Source organism: Hymenobacter antarcticus (assembly GCF_039539545.1).
Lineage (GTDB): Bacteria > Bacteroidota > Bacteroidia > Cytophagales > Hymenobacteraceae > Hymenobacter > Hymenobacter antarcticus.
The window spans coordinates 1-13,243 of the sequence record NZ_BAABDI010000054.1 but is presented as its reverse complement, the minus strand read 5'-3'; the positions used below and the strand labels follow the sequence as shown (position 1 = coordinate 13,243).

The 13,243-nt window shown below is 51.7% G+C and carries 12 protein-coding genes; all 12 read left to right on the top strand.

The genetic code is table 11. The features are described from left to right. Positions 1 to 210: 210 nt before the first annotated feature. The 12 genes from ABD819_RS21135 (at position 211) to ABD819_RS21080 (ending at position 13,108) form a co-directional block, all read left to right on the top strand. Positions 211 to 1,158: a GDP-L-fucose synthase family protein gene (locus ABD819_RS21135; protein WP_345127632.1), complete on the top strand. Its 948-nt coding sequence runs from the start codon at positions 211 to 213 to the stop codon at positions 1,156 to 1,158. A gap of 29 nt (positions 1,159 to 1,187) precedes the next feature. Next, entirely contained in the window at positions 1,188 to 1,499 is a 312-nt protein-coding gene (locus ABD819_RS21130) for a hypothetical protein (RefSeq protein ID WP_345127629.1), read from the top strand. Further along, positions 1,492 to 2,652, top strand: a complete 1,161-nt coding sequence (locus ABD819_RS21125; protein WP_345127627.1) for a DegT/DnrJ/EryC1/StrS family aminotransferase — start codon at positions 1,492 to 1,494, stop codon at positions 2,650 to 2,652. Before ABD819_RS21130 ends, ABD819_RS21125 begins: the two co-directional genes overlap by 8 nt. Further along, positions 2,646 to 3,602 carry an NAD-dependent epimerase/dehydratase family protein gene (locus ABD819_RS21120; protein ID WP_345127625.1) on the top strand — a complete coding sequence of 319 codons (957 nt, stop codon included), beginning with the start codon at positions 2,646 to 2,648 and terminating at the stop codon, positions 3,600 to 3,602. Before ABD819_RS21125 ends, ABD819_RS21120 begins: the two co-directional genes overlap by 7 nt. A 3-nt stretch (positions 3,603 to 3,605) precedes the next feature. After that, the gene (locus ABD819_RS21115) at positions 3,606 to 4,181 is read left to right on the top strand and encodes an acyltransferase (RefSeq protein ID WP_345127622.1); all 576 of its coding nucleotides are present in this window, start codon (positions 3,606 to 3,608) and stop codon (positions 4,179 to 4,181) included. 76 nt (positions 4,182 to 4,257) lie between these two features. Beyond that, on the top strand, positions 4,258 to 5,259 hold the full coding sequence (locus ABD819_RS21110; RefSeq protein WP_345127621.1) for a glycosyltransferase family A protein: 1,002 nt from the start codon (positions 4,258 to 4,260) through the stop codon (positions 5,257 to 5,259). 57 nt (positions 5,260 to 5,316) lie between these two features. Beyond that, entirely contained in the window at positions 5,317 to 6,441 is a 1,125-nt protein-coding gene (gene gmd, locus ABD819_RS21105) for a GDP-mannose 4,6-dehydratase (protein ID WP_345127619.1), read from the top strand. Positions 6,442 to 6,521: 80 nt separating this feature from the next. Then, positions 6,522 to 7,682, top strand: coding sequence for a glycosyltransferase family 61 protein (locus tag ABD819_RS21100; RefSeq protein ID WP_345127617.1), 1,161 nt, complete (start codon positions 6,522 to 6,524; stop codon positions 7,680 to 7,682). Between the two features lie 376 nt (positions 7,683 to 8,058). Further along, a complete protein-coding gene (locus ABD819_RS21095; protein ID WP_345127614.1) occupies positions 8,059 to 9,039 on the top strand; it encodes a glycosyltransferase in 981 nt (326 codons plus the stop codon). Positions 9,040 to 9,044: 5 nt separating this feature from the next. Continuing rightward, a complete protein-coding gene (locus ABD819_RS21090; RefSeq protein WP_345127612.1) occupies positions 9,045 to 10,448 on the top strand; it encodes a lipopolysaccharide biosynthesis protein in 1,404 nt (467 codons plus the stop codon). A 252-nt stretch (positions 10,449 to 10,700) separates the two neighbouring features. Continuing rightward, the gene (locus ABD819_RS21085; protein WP_345127610.1) at positions 10,701 to 11,798 is read left to right on the top strand and encodes a glycosyltransferase family 61 protein; all 1,098 of its coding nucleotides are present in this window, start codon (positions 10,701 to 10,703) and stop codon (positions 11,796 to 11,798) included. 134 nt (positions 11,799 to 11,932) lie between these two features. After that, positions 11,933 to 13,108 (top strand): acyltransferase family protein, encoded by a 1,176-nt coding sequence (locus ABD819_RS21080; protein ID WP_345127608.1) that lies wholly within the window; start codon positions 11,933 to 11,935, stop codon positions 13,106 to 13,108. Positions 13,109 to 13,243 lie beyond the last annotated feature (135 nt).

The following is a 13,243-nucleotide window of genomic DNA, read 5'->3' as shown; positions in this document are numbered from 1 at the left end:
TTTGTGGCGAAAGTTTTTATTCTGCCGCCGGAAGTCCGGCACGTCGGCTAAGTGGGTGAGTAACGACATCGAACCAAGGGGGTAAGCCGCAAATTTACCCTTGCGCACATAGTGCGGTTAGTCTGATCATGTGCCCCGGTATCCAATATTAAGTGAGTCAGCCTTACCTTTGCATTTCGCACGATACCCAAACCAACGTGACTTGTCCGAATGCACTTGAACGATAAAATTTATATAGCCGGGCACCGAGGCATGGTTGGCTCAGCCATGGTGCGCCGGCTTGAGCAAGCCGGTTTTACCAATTTATTGGTGCGGACTTCTCAAGAATTAGATTTGCGTGACCAAACTGCTGTGCGGGCTTTCTTCGAAGAAAACCAGCCTACATACGTAGTTTTGGCCGCTGCGCTGGTGGGAGGGATTCACGCGAACAACACCTACCGCGCCGATTTTATCTACTCCAACCTCATGATTCAGTGCAACGTTATTCAGAATGCGCACGAATCGGGCGTAAAAAAGCTGCTGCTGCTCGGCTCATCGTGCATCTATCCCAAGATGGCACCGCAGCCCCTGCGTGAAGATTACCTGCTCACCGGCTTGCTGGAACCGACCAATGAGCCCTATGCTATTGCCAAGATTGCCGGGGTTAAAATGTGTGATGCCTACCGTGCGCAGTTTGGTTCGAACTTCATTTCTGCCATGCCCACCAACCTCTATGGCCCCAACGATAACTACGACCTCAACAACTCGCACGTATTGCCAGCGCTGATTCGCAAGATTCACGACGCCCATCAGCAGCAGCAGCCCGTAGTGGAAGTATGGGGTACTGGTACTCCGCGCCGCGAGTTCATGCATGTCGATGACTTGGCCGATGCCTGCTTCTTCCTGCTCAATAGCTACGACGAGCCCGGTCCCATTAATGTGGGCACCGGCATCGATGTCAGCATCGGCGACTTGGCGCACTTGGTTGCTGAAGTAGTAGGCTACCAGGGCGAAATTCGCTTTAATACCGACATGCCCGACGGTACTCCGCGCAAGCTCATGGATGTGAATAAGTTGGCAACTCTGGGCTGGCAGGCTCGCATCGACCTGGCTACCGGTCTGCGCAGCGTTTATCAGGATTTTATGGCTGGTGCCGGCAAAAATTTACATCCCGCTTAGTGCCGGCTGATGGCTATTTGGATTTAGTGATGAACGCCCCTTTGATAGCGACGCTCTTCGTGTGCCCCAACCCGGCCCGGCTGGGTGATGAGGCGTTTTCCGGCGTGCGTCATGGCGGTATGAAGAGTGATACGTACCAGTTTGTAGCCTTGCGCGAAGAGTTTCGCCGTCATGGGTGTGAACTCGCCACGCAGGATTTTATGCACCAGGCTCCGAAAGTCCAATTGTTGACTGCTTGCAACACCCGCCTGTTAGCCGACGCGCTGTTGGGCGTTTTGCCGGCCGTAGCGGCTTCTTCTGCTTTCCCATTCCCGACTACGATATTTTTTCATCATGGCTGATATCACTCCCATGCCGCTGCTGACCGGTAGGCCGGCTCCACCCGGCGGGCAGTTTCTGCCGCTATTCAGCACCTTCGTGCATCCGTCCGCGCAGCAGCGCGTAGCGGAGGTGCTACAGACTACGTTTCTGAGCGAAGGCAAATTGGTAAAAGAATTTGAGGCCCGTTTGGCTTCTGAACTGGGCATGGTCCATCCGGCCGCGCTCAACTCTGGTACCAGTGCCTTGCATCTGGCCTTGGAAGTGGCTGGCATTGGCCCCGGCGACGAAGTAATTCTGGCCCCGCAAACGTTCATTGCCTCGGCCATTACCATCGTACAGGTGGGGGCTAAGCCGGTTTTTGCCGATATTCAATATGAAACCGGCAACATCGACCCTGCCGACATCGAGCACCGCATTACGAAGTGCACCAAGGCCATTATGGCCGTGCATTGGGGCGGCTATCCCTGCGACATGGCCGAGATTCAGGCGATTGCCACCCGCCACGGCCTCATTGTGATTGAAGATGCGGCCCACTCGCCGGGCGCTACTTATCAGGGCCAGCCCATCGGCTCGATTGCTGACTTTACCTGCTTCTCCTTTCAGGCCATTAAGCATTTGACCACTGGCGACGGTGGAGCTCTATGCGCCCGAGACCCGGAGCGCGCCCGGGAAGTATTTCGTCGGCGCTGGTTCGGTATTGACCGGGCCAACTCGCCGATGAACGAAGTGGGTGAGCGCGAATACGACCTCACCGACGTGGGCTACAAGTACCATCTGTCGGACTACGCGGCCGCCCTGGGCCTGGCTAATCTCGACGGTTTTGATGACCGTATGGCGGTGCGCCGCGCCCGTGTGGCGCAGTATCACGCTGGCCTGCAAAACGTGCCTGGGCTTACACATTTCACCCATCAGCCTGACCGTGAAAGTGCCCACTGGTTGTTTGGTTTCCACGTCGAGAACCGGCTGGCCTTCATCCGGGCTTTGAAAAGCAAGGGTGTCGCCTCCTCGGTAGTACACGATGGCATTGACCATAATACGCTCTTTGGCGGCAAGCGACCGGAACTGACCCGGCAGCGCCGCTTTGACAACACCCAAATTCATATTCCCCTGCATGATGCCCTCACGGCCGAGCAAGTTGACTATGTGATTGACGTAATTAATCAAGGATGGTAGACGCTCCGGCCGACATGAAAGTCGTTTTATTTGGCGATACCGGTTTTGCCGGTCGCAACGTGGCAGCGGAACTGCATAAGCAGGGAGTAAATTTCGTAGTGGCAGAACGCACGGTAGGTCGGCTCGACCTGCGTGACACGGAAGCCACCACAGCTTTTCTTGCCCAACACCAGCCTGATTTTATCGTGAACTGCGCCGCGCACGTGGGCTCGCTGAACTACGTGACCGAGAAGGCCGCAACGGTGGTTGCCGATAACTCGCGCATGATTCTGGGCATGTATGAGGCCGTGGCCGAGGCTTGCCCCAAGGCCATTGTAATCAATCCCATTGCCAACTGCGCCTATCCGGCCATGGCCAATATCTTCCGGGAAGATGAGTGGTGGAATGGCCATGTACACCGTTCGGTGCTGAGCTACGGGACCAGCCGCCGCCTGCTATGGGCCGTGGCCGAGTGCTTCGAGATGCAGTATGGCGTGCGGAGCATTCACCTGCTCACGCCCAATATGTACGGCCCTTTTGATTCAACTGACCCTAATAAGGCCCACGCCCTAAATGCGCTGATTTCCAAGTTTGTGAAAGCTGAGCATACCAATCAGGCTGAGTTGCCTATTTGGGGCACTGGCGCTCCCATTCGGGAGTGGCTGTACGCCCCCGATTTTGGGCGTTTAATGTGGGAAGTATTGAAAAACCCAGACCGCGCCGGCCTGGAAGAGCCCACTAACGTGGCACAGAACGACGGCTTAAGCGTGCGAAAACTCGTTGATATTATTCAGACAAAATTCGACTATCACGGAAAACTGGTCTGGGACCCAACTAAACCCGACGGCGCACCCAAAAAAGTCATGGACGATATCAAATTCCGCCAGGTATTTCCCGAATTTAGATTCACGCCCTTCGAAGAGGGGATTGCTGCTACGGTGAAATATTACGAATCGGTTTATCCTTACTAAGGTATGTCTACGGCTCAGCTACTAGAATCAGCACAATACGACACTTCACTGCTACTAACCTGCGGCGAAGACATATTCATCAGCGCCAACGTCGAAATTCGGCGGCCCCATTTGGTGCACGTGGGTAGTCACGTCGCCATCGACTCGGGCCTGTACCTGACTACGGCTGCTGAAATAGGTGATTATACCCACTTGGCGCCATACATCACTGTTATCGGGGGGGCGCAGAGTACGCTGATCGTAGAAGATTTTGTGACTATAGGAGCCGGTAGCCGCTTCATTTGTGGTTCCGACCGATTTATGGGTGATGGGTTTACAAGTGTAACGGTACCCGATGAATATCGGGATACGGTCGACATCGGAACCATTCGGTGTAGCCGTTTTTCTGGTATCGGCACCAATGTCGTTGTCATGCCCAATGTAACGATAGGGGAGGGCAGCGTTATCGGGGCCTGCTCGCTGGTCACGAAAGATACCGAACCTTGGACAATTTACGTAGGCGTACCAGCCCGGCCCATTAAAATCCGGCCGCGCGAAAAAATGCTCGAATACGCTAAACAACTCGGATACATCAACTAAAGACCTGATGATTGGCTTTCGCTCAGCGAAATTTGCCCACTCCAACCGTTGATTTTTCATCGTTAAGCAAGAAAAAGTGCCTGATTACAAGCTATCTTACGTCTTGACTACTTACAATAAACTACCTTACCTGAAGCAGGTGATTGAACGTCTCGTGGCTGCCCGGCAGCCCGATGAGGAAATTGTAGTGGCTGACGGCGGGAGTAAAGACGGCACCCCCGAATACCTGCAAGGCCTGTTCGATGCCGGCCTTATTCAGCAGTATGTTTCTGAGCGCGATAAGGGCGAAGCCCACGGCTTCAATAAAGCCATGCTACGTGCCAAAGGGGAACTACTGAAGCTGATAACCGATGATGATGCTTTTTGCTACCCAGCAATTAGGGAGGCAAAAGTCTTTATGCTGGCCCACCCCGAGGTAGACGTGCTAACCGGCAACACCGGCCTGATTCACCTGGAAAAACTGGGTACGGCCACGCTGTATGACGACGTGGCGGATAACTTTCGCCGTTGGCTGGCCCATAAAGAAGTGGTGTGGATGATTGGGTTGCCGCTTATCATTCGCCGCACCTCACTAGCTATCACGGGCTTGTTCAATACGGGTGTGGTGCAGGTCGATACCGAATTTACCTATCGCATCACCGGCCTGAATGTGAGCTTGGCTTGGAGCACGGCCGTGCTCAGCGTACGCCTCGAAAACCCTCAAAGTAATTTTCGGGTCATGAACCAAGGCAACGGTCGCAGCGCCAGCACTGAGGAGGCCGACCGTATGCGCTACTACTACGACAAGCGCTTTGGCAACGATGTTGGCAGCATCCTGAGCCAACGTATTCCCTACGGTGAGTGGCTGAAAAAGCCCCTGCGACCGCTCAAGAGGATATTATTCAGCATGATGAATCGGCCTCAGTACGAGGGCAACGCCCAATTTGCGACCGGTTACGTACCAATGCCCGTCGATGCGCCGGTTGCCGACCTGGCCACTGCTTTCGTCGTGGCAGACAAGTTTATGGTCGACTACAACGCCGTGCATCCCACGGAATTCTTATTTCAAGCCAATCAAATTACCAAAGTATTGGCCTAGCGTCGACATTACATTTTTCATTGGAGCCGTTTCGCGGCTTCCGCTATTGATTTTCTTATGAAAGTTGCCCTCATCACCGGAATCACAGGTCAGGATGGTGCCTACCTTACCGAGCTTCTATTGGAGAAAGGATACCAAGTGCATGGTATTAAACGCCGTTCGTCGCTGTTCAATACCGACCGGATTGACCACCTGATTACCGATGAGCACGGTAACAAAAATCCGCGCCTGACCAACCACTACGGCGACCTCACCGACTCAACCAACCTGATTCGTATCATTCAGGAAGTGCAGCCCGATGAGATTTATAACCTCGGGGCCATGTCGCACGTGAAGGTGTCGTTCGATGCGCCCGAGTACGTGGCTGACGTAGACGGAGTGGGAACGCTGCGTATTCTGGAGGCCGTGCGTTTGCTGGGCCTCACCAAGAAAACCAAGATTTATCAGGCCAGCACCTCGGAGTTGTACGGCTTGGTACAGGAAGTGCCCCAACGTGAAACCACGCCCTTTTATCCACGCTCGCCCTACGCCGTGGCTAAGCTATACGGCTACTGGATTACGGTGAACTACCGCGAAGCCTACGGCATGTTTGCCTGCAACGGCATCCTGTTCAACCACGAGAGCCCGTTGCGCGGCGAAACTTTCGTAACCCGTAAAATCACCCGTGGCGTAGCGCAGATTGTGCTCGGTATGCGCCATGATATTGCCTTGGGTAACCTCGATGCCAAGCGCGACTGGGGCCATGCCAAGGACTACGTGGAAGCGATGTGGCGCATTCTGCAGCAGGACGAGCCCGAAGACTTCGTGATTGCTACCGGCATAACCACCACCGTGCGCGACTTCGTACGCCTCGCATTCGGCGAAGTAGGCGTTGAGCTGGCTTTCGAAGGCGAAGGTGTGAACGAAATCGGCCGCGTTGTAGCCTGTACCAACCCCGAATACCAGGTAGCCATCGGAACGGTGGTATGCCGCGTCGACCCGCAGTATTTCCGTCCTACCGAGGTAGAACTGCTCATCGGCGACCCCGCGAAGTGCAAGGCCAAACTGAACTGGGAGCCCAAATACGATTTGGCCGCGTTGGTGAAGGACATGATGGATGCCGATGTAGACTTGTTCAAGCGAGACGCTTACCTGATGAAAGGCGGCCACAAAGTGTCGAGACAGCACGAGCAGCATCAGTAAGCAGCTAGCCTCTCTTTGTTTAAATTTTGCCTACGTCCGGTCATTATGCCGGGCGGTTTGGGCACATAATTGTTTGCGCCATGGCCACCGCGCCGCTGCCGCGCCCTACCTTGTGGCAACGCACCAAAAGACTTATTGACCGAACGCTCGGCACCGCAGGGCGGGCGCTGAGTAAGCCGCTAGTAGCCGAAGAAATCGAAATAGCGCCGGCTCCTGCCTTAGCACGCATGCCCGTGCCGGCCAACGTTGCCATGGTGCCGCTCGTTTTTATGGAGGGTTTCGCCGATATTTTTGAGGAGGTACAACCCAACTTTCGTCAGGTGGTACACCGCTTACGTAATGTCCAAGTGGCGTGGCACGGGTCGGTGGTGAAAGGTTTACGTGTGTTTTTGCCCAGCCTACCGCAGCCGTGGATGGAGTTGGAGCTAGCCGGAATATTTTTGTTGCGCCAGTTTAAAAACCGCAAAGTGAGCGAATTAACCACCCGCCCCGCTGGGTTGGCATTCGATAGCTGGTCAGGCAATTATTTTCATTGGATAGCCGAAGCGCTACCCCGGCTGGCTTTGCTGCGCAAGGTGCAGCCCGATTGTGTAGTGCTGCTACCCGGACCCAACCCGCCCGAGTACGTCACGCGCACGGTTAGCGCCTTGGGCTTTACGTACACCTGTGCGCTGGCTCCAGGCGAGTTGGTTTTGGTGCCCGACCTGTGGGTGGCAGTGCGCCCCGGCCGGCACGGCTACATGGTGCCCGAACTAGTGCGCGAAGTGCGTGAGGCCGTGATGACCAGCCTATTGCCTCATCTCGACCCCACCAAAAAAGCTACACGCCGCCTGTACGTGTCGCGGAGCCGGCAAAACTGGCGGCAACTCACCAACGAGGGCGAGATAGTGGCCGTGTTGGAACGCTACGGCTTTGAAACCATTTACTTTGAAGACATGACCTTTGTGGAGCAAGTACGTACTATGTATGAAGCTGATATCTTTATCGGTATTCACGGGGCCAACATGACAAACATTTTGTTCATGACCCCCGGCAGCCACGCAATTGAAATGATGAGCAACACTTATATCAACCCCAGTTACCTATCGATGGCCGACAGCATTGGGGTGAGCTATTCGCTGGTACCCTCCACGTTGGGCTCACCGCTGGAAGTAGAGAACAACTACGCTGATATCACCGCCGACCCAGCTTTGGTAGAGCAGGTTGTTCTGCCGCTATGTCAATCACAAACTACTGATTAATAGAAATTTCGATAGTCATTGATTTTAAAGGTCGCACTGCTAATTATTTTATTGTAATGGATTGTAAATTAATTGAATTGTAGCTTTTCCGGTATTAAAGACCGTGTTTCTCATGTTAGATATAGCTACTGTTTTTGATAGATATTAATTTTTTTGAGTGACCTAGTGCATGATAAAAGAGTTAAATCGGCATGATGCAACAAACCCCAACTGCCTGTCTTGTACTGGGAGCTTGTAGCTCATAAAATCTTTTTGCTATTCCGCTTTGGGCTACAGCCAAAAGCAATACGGTAGAATAAATAGCGGCATAATTAACCAATAAGGAATTATTTGTAATGCTCATATCATTACTTTTTCACGCACAACCTCTTTTGTAATGACGACTCACTATCGTATTTCTTACGTAGTAACTACCTACAATAAACTGCCTTTTTTTCGGCATGTACTAGACCGACTAGTTGCCGCCCGTCAGGACGACGAAGAAATAGTAGTGGCTGATGGTGCCAGTACTGATGGCACCCCTGAGTACTTACGGGAACTATACGAGAGCGGCAAGATTCAACAGTACGTTTCGGAGCGAGACAAAAGCCAAGCGCATGGCATTAACAAATGCCTGCTCATGGCACGTGGCGATATTCTAAAAATTATCAACGATGACGACGCCTTCTATTATCCCGCCATCCGGGAAGCAGCCACCTACATGCAGGAAAACCCTGAAATTGATGTGGTTATGGGGTATAATGCGGCAACCCAGGTAGAAGACTTAACTTTTGCTAAAGTCAAAGAAGACCCGGCAAAGGATTTTCGTCGGTGGTTGGATTATAAACAACCTTTTTGGATGATTGACTTACCGTTGTTGATTCGACGGAAATCTTTGCCCCTTACGGGTTTGTTCTTTACCGGCGTAGCTTTTCTCGACACCGACTTCACCTTTCGCATCACAAGTTTGGGTGTAAATATTGCCTGGTGCACAGCCGTGTTGAGCATGCACGTGAGCCATCCTAACGGCACCTTTAACCGGATGAGCGTGAAGCGGCGTACTGAAGAGTTTGAGCGGATTCGCGATTTCTATATCAAAGTACCAAGTCGTGGTGTGGGTGCGGTAATCCGCGATTCTATTGAAGCGGCTAAGCGGCCAATGCGCCCGGCAAAACGGGCTTTGTTTGAGCGATTCAACCTGCCACAATACCAAGACCCGGAACGTTTCCAAACCGGATATGTGCCACAAATTGACGAAGATATTCTTACCGCAACGTATCGCATATGCGATTCCTTTTTGGCTTCGCAAAACCAAAATCGGCCAGTAGAATTTATCAGTAAACTGAAAGGAGCAAACAGTAATCCGGGGGTACAGTAGAACATTTGAATTTGAAAAGTAAAATTCAGGGCCTGATACAACAGTATTTAAAGCCTATATTACAGAGGGGTTCATTCGCGCAAAATTTTGCCGTGAGCCTCTCGGGTTCGGCGGCTGTGACAGCTATTGGGTTCGCCCTTTCACCGGTAATGTCGCGCATATATCCACCCTCGGCCTACGGGCAGTTCGCAGTCTTTAGCTCACTGGTCAGCAACTTAAGTATGGTGACCACGCTAGGCTACACGGCGGCCTTTCTGCTGCCCAAAGTCCGAGAGAAGTTTCTGGCCTTGGTGCAACTTACGGTGGTGCTTACCTTGGCTACTTGCCTGCTATTGGTAGTGGTATTACTCCTGGGCGGCCATCAGTTGCTGCGCTGGCTAAATGTGGAAGTGTTGGGCAACCTGTTCTACACGCTGCCGGTGCTGCTACTACTGTTCAATCTAAACGGGATTATGGGCAGCTGGTATGTGCGCGAAAAACAATTTCTTAAGCGTAGCAGCGTGGACGTTGCCACGACCTTAGTGGGCCGGGGGGCCACAATCAGTTATGGCTTAATGGTGGGTGGTAGCGTAACCGGCTTGTTATTGGGTGAGTTCTTCAACCGCATCACCAGTACCATCACCTTGGCCACTGGCAGCATCCGACATTCGTTTGGAGAGGTATGGCGTACTAGCACTTGGGCTGGCATTCGTGAGGTAGCTCGGGAATTTCGTGAGTTTCCGCTTTATTTTCTCCCCGCCAGCTTCATCAACGTGCTCTCGGCGCAATTGCCCATTTACACGCTCAATGCCAGCTTCGGCTCGGAACCGGTGGGGCTTTATTCGTTTTCGGTGGGGCTTCTCGAAATTCCCATCAATCTGATTGGTAGTGCCATCCTTCCAGTGTTCTGGCAGAAGGCGGCCGAAACTCAGCATAACGAGCCCGAGCGCCTTCCTGGCATGACGCTCAACTTGTACTACAAGCTGCTGTATTTAGGGTTGTTGCCATTCGGCATAATTACCGTGTACGGCGACTTGTTGTTCAAATTCGTATTTGGCGCGCGCTGGGAAATGGCGGGCGTGTACACCGGCTACTTGGGCTACTATTACGTGTTCAAGATGATGTCGCAGGCAACGTCGCCCATTTACACGGTGATGAACAAGCAGCGTCACATTCTTTGGAGCAATATAGGCCTGCTGTCGGCTCGGGCACTGGGTCTGGGTATCGGCTTAGTGCTACACAGCCTCAATACGGCTCTGATGCTCTTCGGCCTATTCAGTCTACTGGCTACGTTTATCATCGATTTACAAGTACTTTCATTGTTGAAGCTGCCAGTTGGGCGTATTGCCTTGCGTACAGTTGCGTTTGTGTTAAGTACCCTCATTGTGCTGAAAGGCATCCGAATGGCGGCGGAATTGCTTCTACAATAGGGCCTGTAGACATTAGAAGTGTTTAGAAACTCATCTTAAGTAGCCACCCTGCGTAGCCTACTCCCTCGTGTGCAATTAACCATTTCGGAGTTCGGCAGACAGTCATTCCTTTTATTGCCGCTACCGGGTCTAGCTTATTGATTCATATTTACTGTGGTATTTACGCTGAGCCAGTTGTTACGCTAGATATTGCGCTCCCATTAACTGGTGATTGTATAAATAGATTATATTGTCAACATAGGTACTGCTCCAATGAACATCGTCAAAAACATCGCGGATGCTGTAGTACGCCGGGTTTCGCAGGCACTGCCGCCATTAAATAATGCAGTAGTAGAGAAGACTTTTCCAGCGCGGGAGCCCTATCAGCCCACTCCCCCGGTCAACGTGGACATGTTTCCGGAAAAGCTTACTCAGTCTTTTTTGCAGCCGGTTACCTTTCATGCCCACAGTATTTACCGTCTCAAAGACGTGTATGTAACTTGGAACGGCGGCGTAATGCGCAACTTTCGGCTGTTTCTACCTAGCCTTGTGCATGATTACTATGCCGAAACCTTTCAGGATACGTTGCTGCTGCGGCAATGGGTAGGAGAGAAGGTGAATGTGGCGACCGATTGCGTAGCTATATGTCACAACCAGTGGTCAGTAGAGAATTACTATCATTGGATGGCCGACACGTTGCCTCGGCTATTGGTGCTGCGCGAGTTACATCCCAACATGATGCTGGAATTACCCCAGCCAATACCTCCCAAAGAACTTCCTTCTTACATCAAGGCAACAGCCAGTGCCTTGGGTTTTAATCGATACGCTCCAGTGAATCCGCAGCAGATTATGCGGGCTGCATGCGTTGTAGTCCCTGAGCTTACGGCTACCCCAATAAAGCAAAATCCAGAACTCATCCGCCAAGTGAGGGCCGAACTACTGTCAGCTTATGGGCCGGCCCCAGCCCCGGCGACGCGCCGCATATTCGCGGCCCGTTCGGCGTCGGGGGCCCGCCGAATAATCAATGAACCTGAAGTGGATGCAGTGCTGGAAGAATTTGGTTTTGAGAAAGTGTACTTCGAGCGGATTACCTTCTCCGAGCAGATTCAGCTGATGCACGAAACCACGATTTTGCTGGGCGTGCATGGTGCCGGCATGACCAATATGTTCTTTCTGCAGCCGGGGGCCAAAGTACTGGAGTTGCTGGATAAGGACTATCAGGTGCATTGCTACTACTGGCTGGCTTCCTGCTTTAACCTGCCATATTACCTGATTCCTTGCCAGGGTACCAATCCGGAGCATACCTCGCATTCAGATATCCAAGTTGATATTGTCTTACTGAGAAAAGTAATTGAAATGGCAGTGGCGTAGTATGTGCCAGGGAGTTGCGGCGACTAAGAGCCCCAACCGGATTATGGCGCTCAGGTAATTGCGATTCATAGTTTGCCCGACCGCACGAACGATTAATTTAGATGTTTAGCCCTTACTGTGGCGCTTTGAGCCTAATGCAACAGATACAACCCTTGATGACCGCTACACCAGAAGTAAATCCACCGAGACTTTTATACTTTCCCGCTTTAACGGGGATACGTGCCATTGCAGCTTATATGGTGTTCTTTTTTCACGTTGGCCAAGTAGAATCCTTTGGAGATAATCCGATGGTTAATTGGTTGATGGTACTGATACTGCAATGGCACATTGGCGTATCAGTCTTTTTCGTTCTAAGTGGTTTTTTAATTACTACCCGCTACGCTAACCGTATTCATCCAAGCTGGACCTGGGTAAAGCGTTACATGCAGAATCGGTTTGCTAGAATCTACCCGATTTATTTTTTACTAACAATTGTATCCTTCATCATAATTTCAAAATGGCCAAGTCAGGGAGCGTACGTATGGCCCGCCTATTACACTGTCTTTCATAAAGCTGGCGCTCTTTTCTTTAATCTTACACTAACGAAGGCTTTTTTTCAGGATTTAATCTTGTCAGGGCTGCCTACAGCGTGGTCGCTCACGGTAGAGGAATGCTTTTACATAAGTGCGCCGTTCATTCTGCTAAGCTTGCGTGGCAAACTCTGGCGGCTCGCCATTTATCCGTTGCTGGCCCTGGCGTTAGGAGTTGCTCTGGTCTTGGTTTGCGGACGATTCAAGCTGCCTTTCGGGCCAATGCCAAGTATGCGCTTTATGCTTAATGTTACTTACTTCGGCCGCTGTGCGGAATTTGTAAGCGGCATGGCCTTGGCCTTGTGGATGCAAAAACAAACCCTGAGTATGGTTTCAAGCAGCTACTGTACTACGTTGGGAGCACTCGGAATATTGGGCTATACCGGCATAGTTGCCATGCAACGCGGGCTGCAGCCTTTTCTTAGCTCTTTTGACTGGTCGTATGCCCAGATTTTTGCCAATAATTTTATTTTGCCGCTGGTAGTTTGTTTGCTGTTCTATGGACTACTGACAGAGCAATCCGCGTTTCGTCGCTTACTCGAAACTAAGGTATTTGACCTGCTAGGCAAAAGCTCCTACGTCTTTTATCTTATTCACCTCGGGGTCTTTGATACCTTGTTCATGCATTACGTGTCGGATAGTACTTTGGTGCGGCTCATTGTCTATACGTTGGCATCCATTGCGCTGTATAAAGGGATAGAACACCCGCTGCACAAGCGTCTACAGGCCAAACGGACGTAGTTTTGTAGTACTCTACCCCATGATTTTTCAATCAGTTGTCAAACAGCTATTTGTGAGTAAACAGTGCCTTCTGCCGCTTGTTTGAAGGGATTATAGGCTAAAACGGGGCGGGTCGACCTTTGTGGTTCCAACACC

Excerpts from the sequence above, each read along its gene's own strand:
- ABD819_RS21135 (WP_345127632.1), top strand. The coding sequence starts at position 211 with ATGCACTTGAACGATAAAATTTATATAGCCGGGCACCGAGGCATGGTT.
- ABD819_RS21130 (WP_345127629.1), top strand. The coding sequence starts at position 1,188 with ATGAACGCCCCTTTGATAGCGACGCTCTTCGTGTGCCCCAACCCGGCC.
- ABD819_RS21125 (WP_345127627.1), top strand. The coding sequence starts at position 1,492 with ATGGCTGATATCACTCCCATGCCGCTGCTGACCGGTAGGCCGGCTCCA.
- ABD819_RS21120 (WP_345127625.1), top strand. The coding sequence starts at position 2,646 with ATGGTAGACGCTCCGGCCGACATGAAAGTCGTTTTATTTGGCGATACC.
- ABD819_RS21115 (WP_345127622.1), top strand. The coding sequence starts at position 3,606 with ATGTCTACGGCTCAGCTACTAGAATCAGCACAATACGACACTTCACTG.
- gmd (WP_345127619.1), top strand. The coding sequence starts at position 5,317 with ATGAAAGTTGCCCTCATCACCGGAATCACAGGTCAGGATGGTGCCTAC.
- ABD819_RS21100 (WP_345127617.1), top strand. The coding sequence starts at position 6,522 with ATGGCCACCGCGCCGCTGCCGCGCCCTACCTTGTGGCAACGCACCAAA.
- ABD819_RS21095 (WP_345127614.1), top strand. The coding sequence starts at position 8,059 with ATGACGACTCACTATCGTATTTCTTACGTAGTAACTACCTACAATAAA.
- ABD819_RS21085 (WP_345127610.1), top strand. The coding sequence starts at position 10,701 with ATGAACATCGTCAAAAACATCGCGGATGCTGTAGTACGCCGGGTTTCG.
- ABD819_RS21080 (WP_345127608.1), top strand. The coding sequence starts at position 11,933 with ATGCAACAGATACAACCCTTGATGACCGCTACACCAGAAGTAAATCCA.